The sequence below is a fragment of the Thermomonospora cellulosilytica genome (assembly GCF_014138835.1).
Lineage (GTDB): Bacteria > Actinomycetota > Actinomycetes > Streptosporangiales > Streptosporangiaceae > Thermomonospora > Thermomonospora amylolytica.
Map to the genome: position 1 here is coordinate 2,488,844 of NZ_JACJII010000001.1, position 22,126 is coordinate 2,510,969.

Consider the following 22,126-nt stretch of genomic DNA (forward strand, 5'->3'; position numbering starts at 1 on the left):
TTACCGGTCCTTCCCGAGGCGCGCCCGCGTGGAGTCCGGCGCTTTGAGTCAGAAGCCGCCACCGACATTCCGGCGAACCTACGGGAGTACGCATTTCGGCGGTGTCCGGCAACGCCTGCGCCCCGAAGGGCGTTCGCTAAACCCTTCGATAATCCGCCGGGACATCCGTACGTTGAGGGATGAGCCGTCGTACTCCCGAAACAGGCGGCGAGAGCAGGGGGCGGTGTCATGCGGACGAGGTTGCGCCGGTTGCGCGTCGACGGCCGGGAGTTCACCTGGAAGGCCGACATCCGGCACGTTCCCGGCTCCGGCGACTGCCATCGCGGCATCCGTGTCCGGGCCTGGGGAGCCGGCAAGAACGGCCGGGCGCTGGAGGCCGATCTGCTGTCCGCATCGTGGCCCGCCCCGTGGGGCGCCTGCGCCACCGACGGCGTCTATCCGACCCCGGCGGACGTACGGCGGATCATCCTGTACGCCCTGGAGCACGGCTGGGATCCCGATCTGCGCGGCGGCACGTTCCACCTCACCGAGGCGGAGCACGCCGCGGCGTTCCGGCTGCCCGCCTTCCTGATCACCGACCGCCTCCGGGACCCGGACGCCCCCGACCCGACCCGGCGGGTGGTGGAGGTCTGGTCCCGGAGCCTCTGACGACGGAGGACGAGCAGGTCCGGTCCGTCAGCGCGCCGGGCATCGGGTGTACGCGTCGATACGTGACACGGGGACGGCGGATCCCCGCGTGGCCGGCGGGTTACGGGGCGTCGCCTGATGGAGATCCGCAGGCCGCGCCGCCGTTGCGGCGTGAGGTTCCGCCGGGCCCTGCTGCACTGATTTCCGGCCGGTACGGCCGGTGGCTCATGGGCGTGCCAGGCGGGCCAGGGTGATGTCGAGGGGCTGGGCGGGGCCCCGCAGCGGGCGGGTGCCGTCCCACCAGCAGAGGGCGCTGATCTCGTCGTTGGGGGTGAAGCCTTCGTACGGGCCGGTCTCGGTGGTGTAGAGCGCGCCGTACTCGGTGCGCAGGTCGGGGGCGAGGACGTACTTCGCGTAGCCGGCGAAGCGGAGATCGCCGGTGGTCAGGCAGGTCTCCTCGCGCAGTTCCCTGGCCGCGGCCTGACGCGGTGTCTCGCCGGGGTCGATGTGGCCGCCGGGCAGCTCCCAGCAGCGCCGATACCGGTTGAACACCAGGAGCAGGCTGTCGCCGTGCCAGACCGCCACGAGGGCCAGCGGCAGCGGCGCGTCGTCGAAGCGGGTCTCCTCGGCGACGGGATGGAAGGACACGAGCCGGTTGCCGACCTCGTCGACGGCGAGCGCGTTCCCCATCCCCTCCACGGCTGACGGTTCGAGCACGGTGTCACCGTCTCGCCCCGGCCCGCCCGCGTCAACGGCCCGTACGAGCACGTCACCGGAAGGACGGCGCTTTCGACCTGCTCGGTGAGCATGGCGGCCGGAGCGTTCGATCAGGTGGACCCGTACGGACCCGGCCGCCGCGGGAATCCCGTCCGCGCCCGCAGGGAGACGCCGAGCCGGGCGGGGGCGGTTCCAGCCACATGGTCGCGATGGCCGACCCCGGCACGCTGGTCCGGACATCGGGGACTTCTTCGCCCCGCTGAGGTGACCGGGCCCGGCGGGTCGGCGGCTAAGGTCGGCGGTATGGCGGATGAGCAGGACTCCGTACGGGTCGACGTGTGGCTGTGGTCCGTACGGCTGGTCAAGACCCGTTCCATGGCGACCGCCGCCTGCCGCGGAGGGCACGTCAAGGTGAACGACGTCCGGGTCAAGCCGGCCACCGTGGTGCGGCCCGGCGACGAGGTGCGGCTGCGCCTCGACGGCCGGGAGCGGATCGTGGTCGTGCAGCGGATCATCCGTAAGCGGGTCGGCGCGCCCGTCGCCGCCGAATGCCTCATCGACAAGAGCCCGCCCCCGCCGCCGCGCGAGGCCATGCTCCCGGTCGCCCGGCGCGACCGGGGCGCGGGCCGGCCCACCAAGCGGGAGCGCCGGGAGCTGGAACGCCTCCGCAACCGGGGCTTCTTCACCTGATGCGGTGACCGGCGGGACCGAGGGGCAAGCCGAGCCGGTGCGCGCGTACGGGGGGCGTGGCGACGTCCCCGGGCTCGTCGGTCACGTGGGCCTCGCCGCCCACGGCCGCCTGGACGCTCAGTCCCGGGCGGCGAGAAGGGCGGCCAGGAGGTCGCGGAGCTGATTGCGGCCTTCGGGGGGAAGGGCGAAGATGCCGGCGGCCTTGTCATGGCTGCGGGCGCGCAGTTCGGCGCGGCGGCGTTCGCCCTCCTCGGTGAGGACCAGGTGCCTGACGCGGCGGTCGGTGGGGGAGGGGCGGCGGACGACCAGGCCGCGGCGTTCCAGGCCGTTGACGATGCCGGTCACGTTGGAGGCGTCGCAGGCCAGCAGCTCGGCCAGGTCGCGCATGGGGGCCGGAGAGCGCAGGTTGATCAGGGCCAGGGCCTGGGCGGGGGGCAGGTCCAGCTCGGCGGCGGTCGCGTTGAAGTCCGCGCGCAGGCGTCCGGCCACCTGGAAGACGAGGTCGGTCAGCTCGGTGACGACCTGGTCGGCATCCCCGCTCATACGACCGATCATAAGGCTCCTTGCCGCCATTGATTGTTGAGGATCTCAAGTGATTGCCATATGGTTGAGATCCTCAACAATGGTTCGACTCAAGGAGATCTCATGGTGAGCACGGCCTGGAGCACGACCCGGCCCTCCGCCGGAGCCCGGCGCGGTCAGCGCCTCGCAGGCGTGGCCGGAGCGGTGGCGGCGGCGCTGCTGGTGTGGGTGGCGGGGGAGCCCGTGCTGGGGCACGAACTGGTGGTCACCCAGCCAGGCCAGGAGCCCAAGGACCTCGGCGCGGGGGCCTTCGCGGTGTTCGCGCTGCTCTCCTCGCTGGCGGGATGGGCGCTGCTGGCCGTTCTGGAACGGGTGACCGCCCGGGCCGGGCTGATCTGGACGGTCGTCGCGCTGCTCGTGCTGGCGGTGTCGTTCTTCCCGGTGGCCGGCGTCGAGGCGACCGGCGGGAGCAAGGCGGTGCTGGCGCTCGCGCACGTCGCGGTCGCGGCGGTCCTCATCCCGATGTTCCGGCGCACCACGGCCGGACGGCGGGCCGCCGGCGAGCGGGCCGCGGCACCGGCCGCGCCGTCGCCGAACTCACCGAACGAGGCGTCCGCGCCATCGGCGTGGACCGCGACGACCGCATGATCGCCCTGGCCGCGAGCCGCCGCCCGAACGCCGACTTCCGCATCGGCGACGCCCTCGACCTGCCCTTCGCCGACGGGGAGCTGAACGGCTACCGCGCCGAGAAGCTCTACCACGAACTCCCCGACCCGGCCCGAGCCGTCGCCGAGGCCCGCCGCGTCCTCGCCCCCGGCGGCCGGATCGTCCTCATCGGCCAGGACTGGGACACCCTCGTCCTCGACTCCGACCACCCCGGCCTGACCCGCACCATCGTCCACGCCCGCGCCGACACCATCGCCAGTCCCCGGGCGGCCCGCCGCTACCGCGCCCTCCTACTGGACGCCGGCTTCACCGACCTCACCACCGAAGTCCACACCGCCGTCTTCACCGACCCCGCACTGCTCCCCATGGCCACCGCCATGGCCGACTCCGCCCGCACCACCGGCGCCATCACCCCCGCCCAGGCCGCCGCCTGGACCGCCGACCAGACCGCCCGCGCCGAAACCGGCCGCTTCTTCCTGGCCGTCCCCCTCTTCGTCACCGCCGCCACCCGCCCTCGACCCCGAAACCACCGACCAGCCCAAGGCCTCTCCGCAAGCCATGAGCCACCGGCCGTACCGGCCGGGGGTCTGGGGGCCGGAGCCCCCAGAACTTCCACAGCAACCCCAGACCAACCTGTCCCTCAGTCGGCCGGAGCGGAGCCTCCAGGCGGAGCTTCGGCCGACTGAGCGCGGTCCGGGCACCGCAGCGGCGCCCGGCTGGAGCGAGCCGCCAGGCGAGCGGAAGCCGGGTGACGCGAGGATGCCCGGATCCGCGTGCGGGGGGCGTGGGGGGTCGTCCCCCCACACTAGACACGCTCAAGGGTGGTGAGGAGGCGGATGTGGGCGTCGGCCCAGGTGGTGATCAGGTGGTCGGGGTCGTTGGCGGACAGGGCGGTGTGGAGGGCGGTGAGGGAGCCGGCGGCTTTGGTCAGGCCGGTCCGGTGGAGGGTTCCGGCGGCCTCGGCGATGCGGGCGCGGAGGCCGTCGGGGACGTGGCGCAGGCCGCGGTGGGCGGCCTCGGCGGAGGCGGTCACGGCGTTCTCGAGGGCGGCCGTCAGGGGGCCGGGGGCGGTGGGGCGGCCGGAGGCCAGGGCCGCGCTGCCGTCGCCGGGGGCCAGGTCGGGGACGACCACGGCCCGGGAGGTCGCGACCGCCATGGGGTCGATGATCAGGGTGCCGCCCACGCGGCCGACGGATCCGCTGATGCGGTGGGGGTCTTCGGCCAGGGCGTCGGCCAGGGCGTCGAGGGCTCCCGGGGAGTGGGGGGAGTAGGTCGCGGAGATGACGGCGGTGGCACCGGCGCGGTCGGCGATCACGGCGTCCAGCCGCTGGGCGGCGGGGCTGTAGTGCAGGTCGCGGACCTCGGCGATCTCCATGACGCGGACCAGTTCGGCGGCCACCCGGGAACGGATCAGGCGCGGCGGGAGGGCGGCCATCGCGCGGTCCAGGGCGGCCAGGTCGCGGACCAGCAGCGGTTCGGGGAGGTCCGCCCAGGCCGTGGCGGGCTCCAGAGGGGTGACCAGGGTGCCGGTGAGACGACCGCCGCCGAGCCTGACGGTGCGGCCGGCGCTGCGGGACGCGGTCTGCGAGACCACCTCGGCGGCGGCCAGCGTCTGCAGGGCCGTGCCGGCGATCTTGCGGGACGCCAGGTCGTGCCCGGTGAGGGGCTCGTCCTCGGTGGCCTTCATCGAACGCGGCAGCACCAGCACGATCCCGGACCCGGCCTGGGCCAGGCAGACCGAGACGGTGCGTTCCCGGTCGGTGCCGCCGACCCGGCAGCCCAGCGCGGTCAGCCGGACGTGCCGCAGGGGCGTCGACGCCCGCTCGTCGGTGCCCAGGATCTGGGAACGGGGACTGCCGCCGGGGTGCAGGGCCGCGCGATGCCGGGCGTACAGCTCGGCCGCCAGCCCGGCGAAGAGCTCGGGGGCGTAGCGGGCGTCGCGGTCGCGGTAGGCGGCGATCTGGGCGGCCAGGTCCTCCAGCGCGGCGGCGGGCCAGTGCAGGTCGGCGGCGGCCAGGTCGCGGGCCGCCGAACGCAGCGTGCCCGCCGGGAGCGGACCGGCGTTCATCGCCCCGTCCAGCAGCAGTTCGTCCACCAGGCCCAGCACGGACTCCAGGCCCGAGACGGCGGCGGTCGCCGCGCCCCCGACGTCCAGGCGCACCTCCCGGCCGGTCAGCCCGGCCTCGTCCGCCGCCCGGAACGCCCACACCGCCAGCACGATCATCCGGCCGCGGGACGAGACGGCCGCGTCGGTGTCCACGTACCCCAGCTCGCCGGGCACCAGGAACCGCACCGTGCAGGTCGGCAGCTCCACCGTCGCGACCGGGTCGTCCGCCGAGGGCCGCCGGATCCGGGCCGCGTACCCGCCGCGGAACACCCGGCGGGCGGCGGCGATCGCGTGCTGCCCGAGCACCCGCGCCAGCTCCTCGTCGCCGAACGCCCCCGGAGACCACTCCGCCCCGGAGCCCTCCGCCGGACCCGGCCCCGTCTCCTCGGCGGGCCCCGCCCCCTGCCGCTGGTACGCCAGCACCAGCGTGACGATGTGCCGGCACATCCCGGTCGCCGCGCAACTGCAGACCGCCCCCTCCAGGCCCACGCCCACGGGCAGCGACGTGGTCACGCCGTCGCCGAAGTCCCCGTGCACGGTCCCGTCCGCGTCGACCGACGGCTCGGGCGCGCCGCCCGCCTCGACGTCCCTGGTGGCGCGCTTGACCAGCCCCCGGTTGGCCAGGGAGACCAGCCCCTCCGGGGTCAGCGCGAGCAGATCGGCGCGTTTCATCAACCCATCACGTCCGCGACGAAGGAGACCAACTGGCCGGGGGTCATCGCCCCGACGTGCGCGCCGACGTCGGCCAGCCGCTGCGCCAGCTCACGGTCGTACTCGGGCTCGGCGTCCTCGTCCAGCGCCGCCAGCGCCAGCACCCGGGTGCCCTGCTCCACCATCCCGCGCACGGTGCGGACCAGCCGGTGCTCGTCCCCGCCCTCGTAGAAGTCGCTGATCACGGCGACGATGGCGCGGCGCGGGTTGTCCACCAGGTCGGCGGCGTACCCGACGGCGCGGGCGATGTCGGTGCCGCCGCCGAGCTGCACCCCCATCAGCAGCTCCACCGGGTCGGTGACGTCGTCGGTCAGGTCGACGACCGAGGTGTCGAACGCGACCAGATGGGTCTTCAGCCCGGGCAGCCCCCACAGGCAGGCGGCGGTCACCGCGGAGTGGATCACCGAGCCCGCCATCGACCCGGACTGGTCGACCAGCAGGATCAGCTGCCAGCGCTCCATCCGGCGGCGGGTGCGCGACAGGAAGTACGGCCGTTCGATGTAGAGCCTGCGCTCGTCCGGCCGGTAGTGCCCCAGGTTGGCGCGGATGGTGCGGTGGAAGTCGAAGTCCCGGGCGCTGCGCCACGGGCTCGGCCGGCGGGACCGGGTGCCGTGGAACGACCGGCGGACCTCGGTGGCGAGCCGTTCCGTCAGCTCCTTGACGACGGCCGCGACGATCCGCCGGGCCATGGCCAGCACGTCGGGGTTCATCAGGTGCTTGGTGCGCAGCACGGCGCGCAGCAGCGTCGGGTTCGGCTCGATGCGGCCCAGCACGGCCGGGTCGGTGACGACCTCGTGGATCCCGTAGCGCTCGACGGCGTCGCGTTCCAGCCGTTCGATCGTCTCCTTGGGGAACAGCCGGTGCACGTCGTCCAGCCAGTCCACCGGGGTCACCTGCGACGGGCTCAGGTCCGCGTCCCGCTCGGCGTCCCGGCCCCGGCCGCCGCCCCGGCGGATGCCGCGCCGGGCGTACTCCGAATCCCGCCCGTACAGCCAGTCCAGCGCCCGGTCGCGGGCGGCGTCCCGGTCGCCCAGCCCGCCCAGGCACTCCTCGGCGGCCTCCCCCAGCACCAGCCGCCAGCGTTCCAGCCCAGGGTCCGGCCCCGTCATCCCGACATCAGCCCTTCTTCGGTGAGGAGCCGGTCCACGGTCTCCTCCAGTAGGGTCGCCTCCGCGACCGTCACCGGGTCGGCGGTGGTCCGCAGCAGTGAGCGGGCCGATCCGCGGACTCCGCGCAGGTCCAGCAGCCGCCGCGCGATGATCTCCCGCTCGCGGGGCGGGAAGTAGCCGAACGCCTGCCGCAGCGCCGGCAGCGCCACCAGGAACTCCTCGGCGGTCAGCCCGCCGATCAGCTCGTCCAGCACCGTCAGCACGCTGCGCCCGCCGGTCTCCTCGGCGGCCAGCACCTGCTCCCGGGCCAGCGCGAACAGCCCGGCGAGCCAGTCGCCCAGGGTGCGCGGGGAGGCCACGCCCAGCATCGCGCGGGCCGGGTCGGCGGTCCGGCCCAGCGACCAGCACAGCCCGAACGCGGCGCCGCGCAGGTCCGGCGGGGCCTGCGGGTCGGCGCTGACCCGGGCGGCCACGGCCACCGCGGCGGCCCGGTCCAGACCCACCCCCTCGGCGGCGTGCAGCAGCGCGTCGCGGACGGCAGCCATGGCGGACAGCCGGGCCGGCTCGGCGGGGGCGGGGCCGCCGTGCAGACCCTCCACCAGCCACAGCAGCCGGGTGACGCAGCGTTCGATGACGACGGCGGGGAGCGGGCCGCCCGCCAGGCCCAGCACCCGGTCGTGCCGCCACAGCGCCAGCATGGTGTCCAGCACCCGCCCGAGCGCCCCGATGTCGGGGCTGGCGGCGATCCCGGCCGCGATGCTCCCGGCGATCCGGTCCGCCAGTTCCCCGCAGCCGCAGAACGCCGCGTCGAACAGCACCCCGGCCAGCGCCGCCGCGTCGCCCAGGGCGCCGGCGGCCCGTTCCTCCAGCGCCGCCATCGCCGCGTCGGCCGGTGTCGCACCGTACGCGCCCGCCTCGATCAGCGCCGGCAGCCGGTGCTCGCCCGGCCGGAGCGTCCACCGCTCCTCCAGCACCTCCTCGGTGCCGGTGGCCGGTCCCGACTCGCGGCCGAACCCGGGAACGCCCAGCACCCGCAGCCGGTGCAGCAGCCGGCTGCGTTCCAGGTCCCCGCCGTCGGTCAGCCGCAGCGTCACCGGGTCGGCCCCGTCCAGCCCGAGCCGTTCCAGCTCGGCGATCACCTGCTCCACCAGCGGCGGGGCGGGGGTGCCGGGATGCAGCCGCCCCACCCGGTCACCGCTGAGCGCGGCCACCATCTCGGCCACCACCGGATGCGCGCCCGGCCGCAGCGGTCCCCGCGACGACCACGGCAGCGGATCCTCCAGATCCTCGGTGACCAGCGCCGACACCAGCCCGTCGAGCAGGTCGGTGCGGGCCGGGTGGCGGTGGCCGCGCAGCCGCGCCAGCCCCTCGGTCAGGGTGCGGGCGGCGATCAGGTCGGCCGTCGACACCGTGACGCCCCGCCTGCGCAGCCGCTCCACCACCACCTCGGTGAGCCCGTCCGCGGCCCGCTGCGGGCCGTGCTCCCACAGCCGGTGGTAGTACTCCGGCGACGGCATGCCCGACTGGTAGCCGGAGAACGAGTCCAGCCGCGGGAACGAGAACGGCACCAGGAAGCTCCCGCCCACCGAGCCCTCCGGCGGCGCGGGGACCTCCGGCCACCGCCCGTCGCCGGGCTCGGCCGCCAACGCCCGCAGCGCCGGGGTGTGGAACCCGCCGGTCACCACGACCACCGGCCGCCCGCCCGCGGCGGCGTCCGCGGCCCGGATCCAGCGGGCCATGTACTCCTCGCGGGCGGCGTCGTCCGGCCCCGCCGCCGACTCGCCGCGCACCAGGTCGAAGTAGGCGTCCAGCCGTTCGGCCAGGTCCGCGTCGTCGGGGACCTCGAACAGGTGGTCCCACAGGACGTCGGTGTCGTCGACGGTGAACTCCCGGCACAGCCGCCGGGTGACCGCCGCGTACCGCTCCTCGGCGTCGGCGTACCGGTTGCGGCGGTCGGCCAGCGCCGGATGCCACGCCGGCAGGTCGATGAACCGCAGTTCCGCCCCGCACGCCCGGCCGGCGTTCAGCGCCACCCACTCCGGCGAGTGCGCGCACAGCGGCGACCACGAGGTCCGCACCAGGGGACCGTCCCGGTGGTGGCTGAAGATCGCGATCGGCGGCTCGTGCCCCAGCAGCAGCTCCTCCAGCCGGTCGCCGTAGTCGGCGGGCCCCTCCACCAGCACGTACGCCGGGCGCAGCGTCTCGATGGTGCGGCGCACCAGCCGGGCGCAGGCGGGGGAGTGGTGCCGGACGCCGACGAAGGTGACCGCCATCAGCCGGGAAGGACGTGCCGGGCCTGGTGGAGGGCCCTCCACTGCGGGCCCTTGCGCTGCGGCACCTGCTGCTCCAGGTAACGGCGCAGCCGGGCCAGGTCGTCGGCGTCGTCCTTGGCGACCGTCCCGGCCAGGCACGCCACCAGGTCCTCGGCGGTGCCCTCCTCGCCGCGCAGGAACCAGGCGCGCAGCCCGACCGCGTGCGCGACCGACACCGCCTCGGCGGTGCTCATCCCCGCCGACGGCCGGTCCATGGTGCGGCCCTCGTCGGTCGTCCCGGTGCGCAGCTCCCGGAACATGGTGACCAGCACCTCCAGCAGGTCCCGGCGCGGCGGCACGCCCACCCCGGACTGCTCCAGCAGCCGGGTCGCCTCCGACCGCACCAGCTCCAGCTCGGTGTCGAAGTCGGCGATCGGGAACACCGTCTCGAAGTTGAACCGGCGCTTGAGGGCCGCGCTCATCTCGTTGACGCCCCGGTCGCGGGTGTTGGCGGTGGCGATGACGTTGAAGCCCTCCCGGGCGAACACCATCGCGTCCGGCCCGGTCAGCTCCGGAACGGCCAGCACCCGGTCCGACAGCGGGCTCAGCAGCGAGTCCTGCACCTCCAGCGGGCAGCGGGTGATCTCCTCGAACCGGACGATCTTGCCCTCGGCCATCCCGCGCAGCAGCGGCGCGGGCACCAGCGACCGTGTCGACGGCCCCTCCGAGACCAGCAGGGCGTAGTTCCACGAGTACTTGATCTGGTCCTCGGTGGTGGCCGCGCCGCCCTGGACGGTGAGCGTGGAGTCGCCGCTGACGGCCGCCGCGATCAGCTCCGACAGCAGCGACTTGGCGGTGCCGGGCGCGCCCACCAGCATCAGGCCGCGGCTGGTGGCCAGGGTGACCAATGCCCGGTCGATCAGCGACGGGTCGCCGACGAACTTGCGGGTGACGCCGAGCCGGTCGTCGCCGGCGATGAACCGGCGGGCCGCCCGCAGGCTCAGCGCCCAGCCCGGCGGGCGCGGCCCGGTGTCGTCGGCGCGCAGCCGTTCCAGCTCGTCGGCGTACCGCACCTCGGCGGGCGGGCGCTGCAGCGCCTCGGTGGTGTCGTTGGCGGTCATGTCCTCGTTCCGCGGGTCAGACGGCCGCTTCGGCCAGCATGGTCAGGTCGGCCAGCACCTCCGACGCGACGGCCGCGGGCAGCAGCCCGAACGTCAGCGGGGTGCCCCTGCTGGGCCAGTAGTCGTCGGGTTCGGGGGCGATCCACACGTACTCCAGGGTCTGGTGGTCGCCGGTCGCGTCCAGCGCGCCGACCGCGAAGCCCGGATCCAGGTCGATCACGACGTGCACGTCGTCGGCGACGCGCCGGGAGATCCACCGTTCGACCCCGGCGTCCAGCGGTGTGCCGCGTTCCCAGCCGCGCCGCACCAGTGCCAGCACGTCGCCGTAGGGCACCTTGAGGCCCTCGAACCGCTCCAGCCGCCCGGACGCGCGCTCCTCGTCGGTCAGCGCGTGGACCGTGCGGGTGAGCTGGAGGAACGGCTGGGTCAGCTCGTAGTCGGAGAACACCTCCAGCCACGCCTTGACAGCGTCCTCACCGAGGTCCACCGGATGAGCGATGCGGACCTTCGCGGTCTCCGGGAGCACGAACGCGTCGTCCTCGACGTCGGCGAGGGTGCGGTCCTCGGCGATCCGGAACGGGGTCGTCGTTCCGCCGTCCTCACCCAGCCACACCAGCCGCCGGGCGACGTGCCATACGAGCGGGTGCTCCACGATGTACCGGCGGAACTCGTCCGCCGACCAGGTGCGTCCGAACGTCATCGCCCGCTCCATCCGCTGGAGCTGGCCGGACGCGATCGTGCGGACGTCCTTCTTGAGAGCGGCGAAGCGTTTGTGGGCCGCGGGGGCCAGCTCCGGGTCGTCCTTGGCGCCCGGCTTGGGCAGCGCCTTGCGGGGCCTGCCGTCCTCGTCCGCGATCACGGGCTTGAGCTGCTCGTCGAAGCCGACGACGAACCGGCGGGGTCCGTAGTCCAGGGTCAGCCGGCCGCCGTCGTCCAGGCCGAGGGTGGGCACGAGCCGGTCGGCGAGCTGCTCGGTGGTGAGCCCGAGCGCGTCGGCGACCTGACCGACCTTGCGGCGGGCCTCCTCACGCAGGCCCTTGAACCTGACCTTGTCGGCGATGCCGTTCAGGTGCATCAGCGCCACGTCGGTGCCGATCTCGGCGAGCACGTCCAGGCCGGTGACCGCGTGCCGGTGCCCGCCCTCCCCGGGCCAGGCCCGGATGATCGGGGTCAGCCTGCGCACCGTCTCGTCGTCGCCGGTCCGGCCGAGCTGCCGGAACGCCCAGCCGTCCGCCGACGGGGCGCCGTGGCCCCGCCACGCCGCGAACAGCGCCCAGCCGAACTCCGCGAGCGAGTCCGGATCGCACGCCTGCCGGATCTCCTCCATCCGGTACGGCACGGGCAGCGCCAGCACCTCGATCAGGAGCCGGACGGCCTCGGCGGGCAGGGCGTGCTCCCGGCCGCGCAGCAGCACCTGGGGCAGCGACGCGGGCTGCACCCAGTCGCCGATCTTGGGCGGACCGGCGGTGCCGGTCTGCGCCGGATGGGCGCGCAGCACCGACTCCAGCGCGCCGGCGGCCTCGTCCCCATGGGCGGCCCGCGCGGCCTCGACCACGTCGTCGAGCCCGTGCCGGGCCGCGATGTGGCGCAGGGTGTGCTCGGCCGACCGGCGTGGCCCGGCCGTCTTGCCCAGCACTGCCGGCACCAGCAGCGGCACCGCGGCCGTCCCGTGCCGGTCCAGCCAGGCGCGGGCGGCGTCCGGCGCCTTCTTCCCCTGGGCCAGCCAGTCGCCCATCAGCAGTGCGACCTCGGCGGTGCGGAACGGCACCAGCGTGCCGCCGAGGCGCAGCGGGTCCCGTCTGGCCATGCGAAGCATCGGCGGCAGCGCGTCCAGCTCGAAGCGGGCGGCGAGCAGCGACAGCCAGACATGGCTGCGGTAGGCGTCCAGGTGGGGGGCGAACTCCACCAGGAGCGGCCGGACCAGCTCCACCGGCCCGTACACCAGCGCCTGGACCAGTCCGATCCTGCGTCTGCTGCTCTGGTGGCCCGCAGCGTAGGCCTCCCAGTCCGGGTCCTCCGGAGCGTCGATGCGGTGCGGGCTGCGGAGCCATTCCTCCCGCTCGCCCTCGGCCCAGACCACCTCCGCCGTCACGGGCGACCGCAGGCCGGTGACGACCGGCCGGATCGGGTTCTCCCACGGCCGTTCGGTCAGCGCCGCGGGCACCGCCTCCGGCGGGGCGTCCGGGACCCGCTCCGACGTCGCGAGCGGCTCGACCACCTTGCGCACCTCGGCGGGCAGCTCGGGCAGCACCGCCCGGACCAGCTCGGTGTGGAGGGCGACATGCTCGGCCAGCAACGCCTTGGCGTCGGCCGTCCGCACCGCCGCCGGCATCCGCAGCGCCCGCACCGGGAAGTTCTTCGCCGCCGTCCGCAGCGCGGCCCGCGCGTGACGGTCCGCCGACCGTTCCAGCAGTGTCCCGAACGCCTCGTCCGAAGGCAGCGCCGCGAGCGCCTCGAAGACCAGCCTGCGATCCTCGCTGCCCAGATGAGCGTGGTCGAGGTTGTGCAGCAGAAGGGCCAGTGCGTCCGTGCCGAGGCCGTCCGCCAGGGTCGCCAGCAACGCCGGGGAGCACTCCCGCGAGTAGAAGATCCTGAACGAGTCGTCCAGGGCGGCGAGCTGGCCGGCCGTACTGAGCGAGTGGAGCAGCAGCCACCTCGTGTGCCGGCCATCGCCCCACGCGGGCCCCGGCGGGGAGGCGCAGCACTGGTCCACCCAGTCCAGCCGGGTCGGCACCAGGTAGGACACCACCCAGCGCGTCGCCGGAGTGTCCCGATGGTCCGCCAGCCGCTGCACCGCCTCCTGGTAGACCGGCTCGTCCGCCTGCGCCAGCAGCGTGCGGGCCCGGCGCAGCGGCTCCACCCCCACCTGCGGAGCGGCCCAGCGCTCGCACCGTTCCACTCCGAGCCAGGCGCCGCTCCCGGCATCGCGCACCGTCTTGATCCGGCACGCCTCCACCAGCGCACAGGCGGCGAACGGCAGCCCGTGCTCGATCACCCACGCGTCGAAGAACGACCGGTGCACCTTCTCGGCCCCGCCGACGCCCATCAGGACGACCGCCGCGATCACCGCCGCCCCCACCGGATCGGGCTCCTCCTCGAGGTGCCGCCGGGCGGCCTCGGCCAGATCGGGCTCCCCGCGCCGGCCCTCGCGCAGCGCCTCGACCACGGCGTCCACCCGCCCGATCAGCTCGGCGACGGCCTGGACCGCCTGTTCATCCGGTGTGACCGCGGGGACGGGCGTGCCGCCGCGCCGGGGATGCAGGGACCGCAGCCACGAATCCGGGATGACGAGAACGTCCTCGTCGGGGAGCCGATCTTCCATGGCGCACAACGTAGGGGACGGGTGCGACAAAAGCCCGGAGATCGGTTTTATCCGAGCAGCCGGACCGCGTCCCCGCGTTCCACCCGTCCCGGGCGCACGACCTCGGCGTAGACGCCGGCGCACGGACGCGGCCCCAGCTCGGGCACCGGCACGACCCGGTTGCGCTCGGCCGGAACGCGCAGCGCGTCCGCGTCGCGGGGCAGTCCGCCGTGCTCCAGGGTCGGGATCGCGCATCTGGGCGTGCATACCAGGACCCGCAGCACCGCCTCCGAGCCGACCGCCAGCTCACGCCCCACCCAGTCGTTCTCCACGAACCCCGAGCCGGCGGTCCGGATCACCAGGTTGGGCCGGTAGCGGGCCGCCTCCACGGCGCCGCGCGGGCTCGCCGCCCCGATCGCCGCCAGCGTCGACGTGGTGATCAGGTGCACCGGCGCGAGGTCGACGAACGTGCCGCCCGCCAGCGGAACCTCCTCGACCGCCGTCCGCGCCGCCACCCCGGCGGCCAGCACCTGCTCGGGAACGGCCCGTTCCAGCGTCGCCCCCGCGGGCACCTCCCGGACGAGCTCCACCGGCCGCCCCAGCACCTCGGACAGCCGCCGGTCGACGTCGGGATCGGAGCTGCGCACCGGCTTCCCGTCGGGCAGGGTGATCGCGACGGCGTCTCCGTCGGCGGCGGCGGTCATCTTCAGCAGTCCCCGCCACAGCCGGGGGTTCTTGGCGCTGGCGATCCTGCCGGTCTCCCGGTCGACCACCGCCCAGCGCCGGTCCCCGCGCACTCCGGCGGCGGTCAGCTCGGCCGCGGCGAGATCCTCGCCGAGCATCGACTTGACCGGATGGCGCCGCAGCTCCGCGACGGCGGTCACGGGGTGCGCCGCGGGACGCGGGAGTAGTCCTGGCCCTCGATCTTGGTGACGTCGTCGGCGGCCACCCGGGCGGTGCGGCCCTGCTGGGCCTCGCCCTCGATCTCGATCCAGGCGATGTCCGCCTCCCACGCCCCGTCCGGCGTCCGTTCCCAGGCGAGCAGGTACGCGGGACCGTTCGCGGTGCGCGAGTGGACCATCGGCGGCACGTAGGGCATGGAAATCTTTTACCCGACCACTGTGACATCCGCTCGCCGATCATCGCCCTTTCTCACGACCGCTCCCTCGAACGGGCGGCCGGGAGGCGGCCCGGATCCGCGGAGCCGGTCAGGGCGGGGGAGCGGTGGAGCCCCGGACGACCAGTTCGCCGGGCAGTGAACGCGATGGCGGGCTCCCGCCCTCCAGCAGGTCCAGCAGGGTCGCCATGCCCACCGCGCCCAGTTCCTCGGCGGGCAGCCGGACCGTGGTCAGCTCCGGCTCCAGGGCGGTCGCCAGCAGGATGTCGTCGAACCCGGTGATCGAGACGTCGGCGGGCACCTCCAGGCCCAGCGTCCGGGCCGCCTTGTAGGCCCCGGCGGCGATCTGGTCGTCGTCGCACACCAGCACGGTGGGCCGCTCGGGACGGTCCAGCAGGCCGGCCGCCGCGTCCCGGGCGGCGGCCACGTCGATGGCCGTGGCCGCCCGGGTCAGCCGCCCGCCCGCCGCGACCACCGTCTCCACCAGCGCGCGGCCCCGCGAACGGAACGTCCACTCGTCCACCCCGGCGGCCACGTGCCCCACGTACCGGTGGCCCAGCCCCAGCACGTGCCGGGCCACCCGCCGCATCCCGTCGGCGACGTCGAAGTCCACCGTCGGGGCCGCCCCGGCGGGGTCGCTGTCGAGCATCACCACCGGGGTCCCGGCGAACTCGCTGAGCGCCTCGACCGCCATCGACGAGGCCAGCAGCCCGTCGATGGCCTCCTGCGGGGCGGCGAACGGGCTGTCGGCGGGCCCCGAGCCGTCCGGCCAGGGATAGACCACGATGCGGAAGCCGTGCTCGGCCGCCACCCGCGCCGCCCCGGTGTAGAGCGCGCCGAAGAACGGGCTGGACAGCGTGGGCAGCACCAGCAGCACCGTGCGGGTGCGGCCCAGCCGCAGGCTGCGGGCCGCCTGGTTGGGCCGGTAGCCGAGCCGGGCGGCGGCCTCCTGGACGGTCTCGGCGGTGGCCGCCGACACCCGTCCCGCCCACTTGCCGGCCAGCACCAGCGACACGGTGGACTGCGACACCCCGGCCAGCTGCGCCACGTCCCGGCTGGTCGGTCGGGCGGCCGAACGGCTCGTCACGGGGGCCTCCTGGCTGAACGGACGAGAAACAGAGTAGAGCCGCGACCCCGTTCAGTGATACGTATGACGGAAGCGAAGTAATACGTATGACCAATCGATCTCGGGACGAGGGGGGCCGGTGCGCGCCTACGCGACATTCCTGCGGCTGCCGTACGCCGCCAGGCTGCTGGGCGGGACGCTGCTCGGGCGGCTGCCGAACGGCATGGGCGCGCTGGCGATCGTGCTGCACGTGCGGGCCGAGGGCGGCGGCTACCCGATGGCCGGGACGCTGGCCGCGGTCTACGGGCTGGCCACCGCCGCGGGCCAGCCGGTGCTCGGCCGCGCCATGGACCGGCTCGGCCAGCCCCGCGTGCTCACCGCCTCCGCCTGGGCCGCCGCCGTGGGCTTCGTGCTGCTGGCGCTGACCGGCATCGACCCGCTGCCGCTCGCGGTCGCGGCGGTGGTGCTCGCCGGCTTCGCCACCCCGCCGCTGGAGGCCGGGCTGCGCGCGCTGTGGCCCGCCGTCCTGCCCGGCCCCGCCCACGTCCGCGCCGCCTACGCGCTCGACGCGGCCTCCCAGGAGGTGCTGTTCACCGTCGGCCCGCTGATCGTGGTGGCCGCCGCCGCGCTGTCCACCGAGGCCGCGCTGTGGCTCACCGGGGTCCTCGGCATCGCCGGCACCCTCGTGGTCACCTCGTCCCGGCCGTCCCGCCAGTGGCGCGGCGAGCCGCGCGCCGCCGACTGGGCCGGGCCGCTGCGCTCGGCGGGCCTGCGCACCATCCTGATCTCCCTGGCCTGCGCGGGCATCGCCCTCGGCGTCTACAGCGTGGCGGTCGTCGCCTACGCCGAGCGGATCGGCATGGAGGCCGCCTCCGGTCTGCTGCTGGCCGCCATGTCGGCCGGTGCCCTGACCGGCGGCCTGGTGTACGGGGCCCGCCCGTGGCCGGGCGAGGACCACCGCCGCCTGCCCTGGCTGCTGGCCGGCCTGGCGGCGGGCTACCTGCCGCTGACGCTCGCCCCCGGGCTGCCGATCATGCTGCCGCTGGCGTTCGCCTCCGGCGTCTTCCTGGCCCCCGTCCTGGCCTGCAGCTTCACCCTGGTCGACCGGCTGGCCCCGCGCGGCACCGTCACCGAGGCGTTCGCGTGGATCGTCGCCGCCATCGGGGCCGGCGCCGCCCTCGGCTCCGCGGTCTCGGGCATCGGCCAGGACCTGGCGGGCGTCCCCGGCGCGTTCGCCGGCGCCGGCGCCGGCGGCCTGCTGGCCCTGATCACCTGCCTGGCCGCCCACCGCACCCTGCACCCCGACGCCCCACTCACCCGCCCCCCGTCACAGGTGACCGCGGACGAGCTCCACTGACCGTTCCCGCGACCCGGCCGCGACCGCGCTGCCGGAGGGCGCCACCGCCCGCGTGATCACCGGCCGGTTCGACGTCGAGGAGGCCGGCGCCGCGATCACCGCCGTGCCGCCGGCCGGCGTCCCGGCCGGCGGGTGGGCGCCCGTCAGATCCAGGAGTCGAACCAGATCCGGGCGTCCCAGTCCCCGAACGGGATCACCTTCGCCGCCAGCACCGGGTACAGGTAGGCGAAGTTGACCAGCACCAGCAGCAGGTAGGCCCCGGCGACCGCCGCTCCCACGACCCGCCGCTGCTCCGAGGGCACGACCTGCGGGTTCTTGGCCAGGCTGACCGGGCGCGGCCGGGCCGGGCCGATCAGCAGGCCCAGCGCCAGCGCCACCGCCAGCGCCATGAACGGCAGCATCGGCGTGGCGTAGAACAGGAACATCGTGCGGTCGCGGAACGCCGGCACGAACCACGGCAGCCAGCCCGCCAGGTAGCCCGCCAGGATCGCCCCGGCCCGCCAGTCCCGCCGTACCAGCCACAGCACGACCAGCGCCGACAGCGCGATCAGCGCCCCCCACCAGAACGCCGGGGTGCCGATGCCCAGGATCTCCTTGGCGCACCGGCCGGCGTCGCACCCGGCCTGCGGCTCGGTGTAGTAGAACGCCACCGGCCGGCGCAGGATCGGCCAGTCCCACGGCCACGACTGGTAGGTGTGCGGCGTGGAGAGCCCGTTGTGGAAGCCGAAGATCTCCTTGTGGTAGTTCCACAGGTCCGGCAGGGCCTCCAGCGGCCGCAGCAGCGGGTTGTCGGCCACCGGGCCGCGTCCCCAGCCGCCCGGCCGGAAGATCCACCCCCACCACGACGCCAGGTAGACCACGCCCGCCAGCGGCACCAGCAGCACGAACGCCGGGAGCCCGTCCAGCAGGACCGCCCCGGCGTAGGGGTTGCGGATCCGGGCGGCGCGGCGGGCGCCCATGTCCCACAGCACCACCATGATCCCGAACGCGGCGACGTAGTACAGCCCGGTCCACTTGGTGGCGCAGGCCAGCCCCAGGCAGATCCCGGCCGGGATCCGCCACCAGTGCATCACGAACGGCCCCAGCGGCGTCGTCGCCCCGTCCCGCTCCACCAGGTCGGCCAGCCTGCGCCGGGACACGTCCCGGTCGATCACCAGGCACGCGAACGCCGCCAGCACCCAGAACATCACGAAGACGTCCAGCAGCGCCGTCCGGCTGGCCACGAACGCCAGCCCGTCGACGGCCAGCAGGAACCCGGCCGCGCAGCCCAGCAGCGTCGAGCCGGTCATCCGGCGGCCCACCCGGCACAGGATCAGCACCGACAGCGTCCCGATCAGCGCCGGCATGAACCGCCAGCCGAACGGGGTGGCCTGGAACAGCCACTCGCCGACCGCGATCATCCACTTGCCGGCCGGGGGATGGGCGATGAACGCCGGCCCCTCGCCCCAGATGTCGGCGTTCGGCCCCTGCTCGATCAGCATGCGGTCGGCGTCCTTGACCGCGTTGTGCTCCCAGCCGAACTCCAGCAGCGCCAGCGAGTCCTTGGCGTAGTAGGTCTCGTCGAACACCACCGCGTTCGGCACCGCGAGCCGGTCGAACCGCAGGAACCCCGCGAACGCCGTCACCAGCAGCGGCAGGACCCAGCCCCACACCCGGCCCTCCGGCACCGCCGGGGCCAGCCAGTCCCGCAGCCTGACGACCCTGGCGCGCACCGGCTGGGCCTGCCCATAGTGCTCGCTCTGCTCGCGCGGCTCGGGGGCCTCCAACGCGCGGTCCTCCCTCGTCGACTTCAAGATCGCTCGATCCTCACGATCTCGACGCCTCCTCGGTCCAGACCGCGCGGGCCCGCTGGCGGGTGGCCCTCAGTACCGGCATGTGCAAGATCCTCGGGGAGACGGAAGCGCGACGAGCACAACAATATGCTCTTGGGGTGGGGACTGCGGGAGTCGGAACGCTGATCTTGGCCGGGGCGCCGATCGGCCGGGCGCAGGACGCCTCCCCCCGGCTGCGGGAGGCGCTGGCGGACGCGCAGGTGATCGCGGCCGAGGACACCCGCCGGCTGCGCCGGCTGGCCGCCGACCTCGGGGTGCGGCCCGCCGGGCGGGTGGTGTCCTACTACGACCAGAACGAGCGGGGCCGCGCCGCCGAGCTGGTCGAGGAGCTGAAGGCCGGACGGGACGTGCTGGTGGTCACCGACGCCGGCATGCCCGGGGTGTCCGACCCCGGATACCGGCTGGTGACGGCCGCGGTCGAGGCCGGCGTCCCGGTGACCGCGCTGCCCGGCCCGTCGGCGGTGACGACCGCGCTGGTGATCTCCGGGCTGCCGTGCGACCGGTTCTGCTTCGAGGGGTTCCCGCCCCGCAGGCCGGGGGAGCGCGCCCGCGCCCTGGCGCGGCTGGCCGGCGAGCCCCGCACCATGGTGTTCTTCGAGGCCCCGCACCGGCTGGCCGCCACCCTGGCGGCGATGGCCGAGGCGTTCGGCGCGGACCGGCCCGCCGCCGTCTGCCGGGAGCTGACCAAGACCTACGAGGAGATCCGGCGCGGCCCGCTCGGGGAGCTGGCGGCCTGGGCCGAGGCGGGCGTCAAGGGCGAGATCACCATCGTGGTCGGCGGCGCCCCCGCCCCCGAGGCGGTCACCGACCCCGCCGAGCTGGCCGCCGCCGTCGCCGCCCTGGAACGCGAGGGCACCCCCCGCAAGGCGGCCATCGCCGAGGTCGCGCAACGCAACGACCTGCCCAAACGGGTCGTCTACGACGCCGTCGTCGCCGCCCGCCGCTGAGGCGCCCCCTCGCGGCGACGACCCCGGAAAAGGTCAGGCCGCCCCCACCCCTGTCAACACGCACGCCGCGGGGGGACAATTGAGGGGACGGGGCGATGCGACGGGCCACCACCGGAGGTGAGGGCTCGTGCGCGACATGTGGACCAGCCACGAGACCTGGGTCTACCAGTGCTGCCGGTGCTCGGCCACCTGGCACGAGGACTACGACGTCCGGCACTTCGACGACGGGCACGGCCGGGAGGCGGCCGTCTACCAGCAGGCGGGGCAGCAGACCACGCCGCCGTGGTACGACCACGAGTGCCCGGAGTGCCACAGCGCGAACGTCAGGGCGTTCACCGGGTTCTGGAACGAGCCGATCCCGGTGCGCAACCGCGGTCACGCCGAGGACCTGGCCCTGGTGTCCAGGCTGCGCCGGATGGGGGCGTACTGACGGCTCCCGCGGGGCCCGCCGGTCAGGACGACGAGGCGACGGCGGGCCGTTCCGGCGTGTCCTCCCGCGCTCCCGCGTCCACGCCGGCGGCGGCCTCCCGGCGCGCCCGCCGCCGCGACGACGCGGCCCCCAGCGGACCGGCGAACGCCATGCCCGCGGCCAGCGACGCCAGCGGCACCGCCGGCAGCACGTACCGGTAGTCGAACTCGGCGGTCGCCGCCGGCGCCAGCAGCAGCCCCGTCGCCAGCGTCCACGGCAGGAACGCCGCCCCGCCGAACCGCCGCCACAGCGGGGCCATCCCCGCCAGCCCCACCAGCAGCAGCACCCCGACCATCGTGCCGCGCAGGTACACGTGGTCCTGGTAGACCCGGACGAGGTGCCCGAACGGCTCGACCACCCGGGGCTGCGCCGACCCCCGCTCGTACTCGTCGGCCACGTCGGCGGCGGTGGAGTCGGCGTCCATCGACCAGGTCGGCAGCGGCTGCGCCGACTCCTCGAACTCGTACAGCCGGTAGGTCTTCAGGTCCGGGAACACCTCGCGCTCCCAGCGGAACGCCCGGAAGAAGTCCCCGGCCACCACGGTCGCGTAGTCGCCCGGCTGCGCCACGATCGCCTTGCGGGAGAAGCCCCCGGCGATCTCGTTCTGCCGGGGCCCGAACCGCATGTCCACCACCCGCTTGAGCGGGGACCGCCGGTCCCAGATGCCGTCCTGGGAGTTGGGCAGCTTGTTGTCCGGCAGCACGCACAGCTGCTGCTCGTCGACCGTCAGGTCCGGGATCTTGCGGCAGTCGGCGAACTTGTAGGCCCGGGCGAACAGGAACACCCCGTTGCTCTCGGTCATCGCGAACTTGCCGTGCACCTGGGAGTACCAGCCCATGTACGCGACCACCGGCAGCGCGCAGGCCGCCAGCGTCACCGCGATCGTCCGCCAGCCGACCCGCCGCAGCACCATGAACACGCAGATCCCCAGCAGCACCGGCAGGCCGACCGACCGGGTCAGCCACGCCGCCGCCACCAGCAGCCCCACCCCGGCGGCGGCCTTCGGGCCGGGCCGCTCGTTCCACAGCAGCAGCGTCACCGCGGCCGTCACCCAGAAGATGAACGGCGCGTCCGACAGCACCAGGTGCTCCAGCTGGATCTGGTAGGCGTCCAACAGGACGGGGGCGGCGGCCAGCGCCGCGCCCCACCCGGGCAGCCCGAACCTGCGCCGCAGCAGCGCGTAGATCATCACGCCGGTGGCCAGCCCCATCAGGTGCTGGACGGCGGCCACCACCGCGAAGCTGTGCAGCGGCTCCAGTGCCAGCAGCAGGAACGAGTACCCGGAGGGACGCAGCGGATGGGGATAGGGGTCCAGTGCGGCGTGCAGGTAGTCGAAGCTGTCGTTGAAGAACACCGCCGGCCGGTAGGCCAGCATCGCCGCCAGCCGCACCAGCACCGCTATGGCGATGATCACACTGAACGCCGGATGCCGCCCGATCAGTGCCCGCACCCGCGCCGGCAGGGCGCGCCGGGACGGATCACCGTCCACCCCGGTGGCCGCCGATCTGCTCAATT

General features: G+C 74.8%; 19 protein-coding genes. 7 read left to right on the forward strand and 12 right to left on the reverse strand.

The features are described 5' to 3' along the window. Positions 1–228 precede the first annotated feature (228 nt). Entirely contained in the window at positions 229–648 is a 420-nt protein-coding gene (locus HNR21_RS11860) for an integrase (protein WP_182705237.1), read from the forward strand. Positions 649–852: 204 nt separating this feature from the next. Here HNR21_RS11860 and HNR21_RS11865 read toward each other — a convergent pair whose 3' ends face one another. Then, positions 853–1,344: an NUDIX domain-containing protein gene (locus tag HNR21_RS11865; protein ID WP_182705238.1), complete on the reverse strand. Its 492-nt coding sequence runs from the start codon at positions 1,342–1,344 to the stop codon at positions 853–855. Between the two features lie 303 nt (positions 1,345–1,647). On the opposite strand from HNR21_RS11865, the gene HNR21_RS11870 reads away from it, so the two are divergent. Next, complete coding sequence (locus HNR21_RS11870) at positions 1,648–2,034, forward strand: Hsp15 family ribosome-associated heat shock protein (RefSeq protein ID WP_119727229.1); 387 nt, start codon at positions 1,648–1,650, stop codon at positions 2,032–2,034. Between the two features lie 117 nt (positions 2,035–2,151). On the opposite strand, the gene HNR21_RS11875 is transcribed toward HNR21_RS11870, so the two are convergent. Beyond that, a complete protein-coding gene (locus tag HNR21_RS11875; RefSeq protein ID WP_182705239.1) occupies positions 2,152–2,577 on the reverse strand; it encodes a MarR family winged helix-turn-helix transcriptional regulator in 426 nt (141 codons plus the stop codon). A gap of 102 nt (positions 2,578–2,679) precedes the next feature. On the opposite strand from HNR21_RS11875, the gene HNR21_RS35180 reads away from it, so the two are divergent. Further along, a complete protein-coding gene (locus HNR21_RS35180) occupies positions 2,680–3,204 on the forward strand; it encodes a DUF6069 family protein (RefSeq protein WP_281402043.1) in 525 nt (174 codons plus the stop codon). Beyond that, positions 3,177–3,908 carry a methyltransferase domain-containing protein gene (locus HNR21_RS11880; protein WP_312881560.1) on the forward strand — a complete coding sequence of 244 codons (732 nt, stop codon included), beginning with the start codon at positions 3,177–3,179 and terminating at the stop codon, positions 3,906–3,908. Before HNR21_RS35180 ends, HNR21_RS11880 begins: the two co-directional genes overlap by 28 nt. Before the next feature lie 119 nt (positions 3,909–4,027). Here HNR21_RS11880 and HNR21_RS11885 read toward each other — a convergent pair whose 3' ends face one another. The 8 genes from HNR21_RS11885 to HNR21_RS11920 all read right to left on the reverse strand — a co-directional run bounded on the left by HNR21_RS11885 (position 4,028) and on the right by HNR21_RS11920 (position 16,027). Beyond that, entirely contained in the window at positions 4,028–6,001 is a 1,974-nt protein-coding gene (locus HNR21_RS11885) for a YehQ family protein (protein WP_182705241.1), read from the reverse strand. Next, positions 6,001–7,149 (reverse strand): VWA domain-containing protein, encoded by a 1,149-nt coding sequence (locus HNR21_RS11890; RefSeq protein WP_182705242.1) that lies wholly within the window; start codon positions 7,147–7,149, stop codon positions 6,001–6,003. The genes HNR21_RS11885 and HNR21_RS11890 overlap by 1 nt, the downstream gene beginning before the upstream one ends. Then, positions 7,146–9,422 (reverse strand): DUF5682 family protein, encoded by a 2,277-nt coding sequence (locus HNR21_RS11895; protein WP_182705243.1) that lies wholly within the window; start codon positions 9,420–9,422, stop codon positions 7,146–7,148. The genes HNR21_RS11890 and HNR21_RS11895 overlap by 4 nt, the downstream gene beginning before the upstream one ends. Beyond that, the gene (locus tag HNR21_RS11900; RefSeq protein ID WP_182705244.1) at positions 9,422–10,522 is read right to left on the reverse strand and encodes an ATP-binding protein; all 1,101 of its coding nucleotides are present in this window, start codon (positions 10,520–10,522) and stop codon (positions 9,422–9,424) included. Before HNR21_RS11900 ends, HNR21_RS11895 begins: the two co-directional genes overlap by 1 nt. Positions 10,523–10,538: 16 nt before the next feature. Next, positions 10,539–13,844 (reverse strand): DUF4132 domain-containing protein, encoded by a 3,306-nt coding sequence (locus tag HNR21_RS11905; RefSeq protein ID WP_182705245.1) that lies wholly within the window; start codon positions 13,842–13,844, stop codon positions 10,539–10,541. A gap of 47 nt (positions 13,845–13,891) precedes the next feature. After that, positions 13,892–14,707 carry an MOSC domain-containing protein gene (locus HNR21_RS11910; protein ID WP_312880987.1) on the reverse strand — a complete coding sequence of 272 codons (816 nt, stop codon included), beginning with the start codon at positions 14,705–14,707 and terminating at the stop codon, positions 13,892–13,894. Then, on the reverse strand, positions 14,704–14,922 hold the full coding sequence (locus HNR21_RS11915) for a hypothetical protein (RefSeq protein ID WP_182705246.1): 219 nt from the start codon (positions 14,920–14,922) through the stop codon (positions 14,704–14,706). Before HNR21_RS11915 ends, HNR21_RS11910 begins: the two co-directional genes overlap by 4 nt. Before the next feature lie 109 nt (positions 14,923–15,031). Then, positions 15,032–16,027, reverse strand: a complete 996-nt coding sequence (locus tag HNR21_RS11920) for a LacI family DNA-binding transcriptional regulator (RefSeq protein ID WP_182705247.1) — start codon at positions 16,025–16,027, stop codon at positions 15,032–15,034. A 118-nt stretch (positions 16,028–16,145) separates the two neighbouring features. On the opposite strand from HNR21_RS11920, the gene HNR21_RS11925 reads away from it, so the two are divergent. Further along, positions 16,146–17,363 (forward strand): MFS transporter, encoded by a 1,218-nt coding sequence (locus HNR21_RS11925; RefSeq protein WP_312880989.1) that lies wholly within the window; start codon positions 16,146–16,148, stop codon positions 17,361–17,363. 143 nt (positions 17,364–17,506) lie between these two features. On the opposite strand, the gene HNR21_RS11930 is transcribed toward HNR21_RS11925, so the two are convergent. Next, complete coding sequence (locus HNR21_RS11930; RefSeq protein WP_246442104.1) at positions 17,507–19,156, reverse strand: dolichyl-phosphate-mannose--protein mannosyltransferase; 1,650 nt, start codon at positions 19,154–19,156, stop codon at positions 17,507–17,509. 137 nt (positions 19,157–19,293) lie between these two features. Here HNR21_RS11930 and rsmI point away from each other — a divergent pair, with 137 nt between their 5' ends. Beyond that, the gene (gene rsmI, locus HNR21_RS11935; RefSeq protein WP_312880990.1) at positions 19,294–20,142 is read left to right on the forward strand and encodes a 16S rRNA (cytidine(1402)-2'-O)-methyltransferase; all 849 of its coding nucleotides are present in this window, start codon (positions 19,294–19,296) and stop codon (positions 20,140–20,142) included. A 127-nt stretch (positions 20,143–20,269) separates the two neighbouring features. Then, positions 20,270–20,572, forward strand: coding sequence for a hypothetical protein (locus tag HNR21_RS11940; RefSeq protein ID WP_119727247.1), 303 nt, complete (start codon positions 20,270–20,272; stop codon positions 20,570–20,572). 22 nt (positions 20,573–20,594) lie between these two features. Here HNR21_RS11940 and HNR21_RS11945 read toward each other — a convergent pair whose 3' ends face one another. Then, positions 20,595–22,124, reverse strand: coding sequence for a glycosyltransferase family protein (locus HNR21_RS11945; protein WP_182705249.1), 1,530 nt, complete (start codon positions 22,122–22,124; stop codon positions 20,595–20,597). Positions 22,125–22,126: the final 2 nt, after the last annotated feature.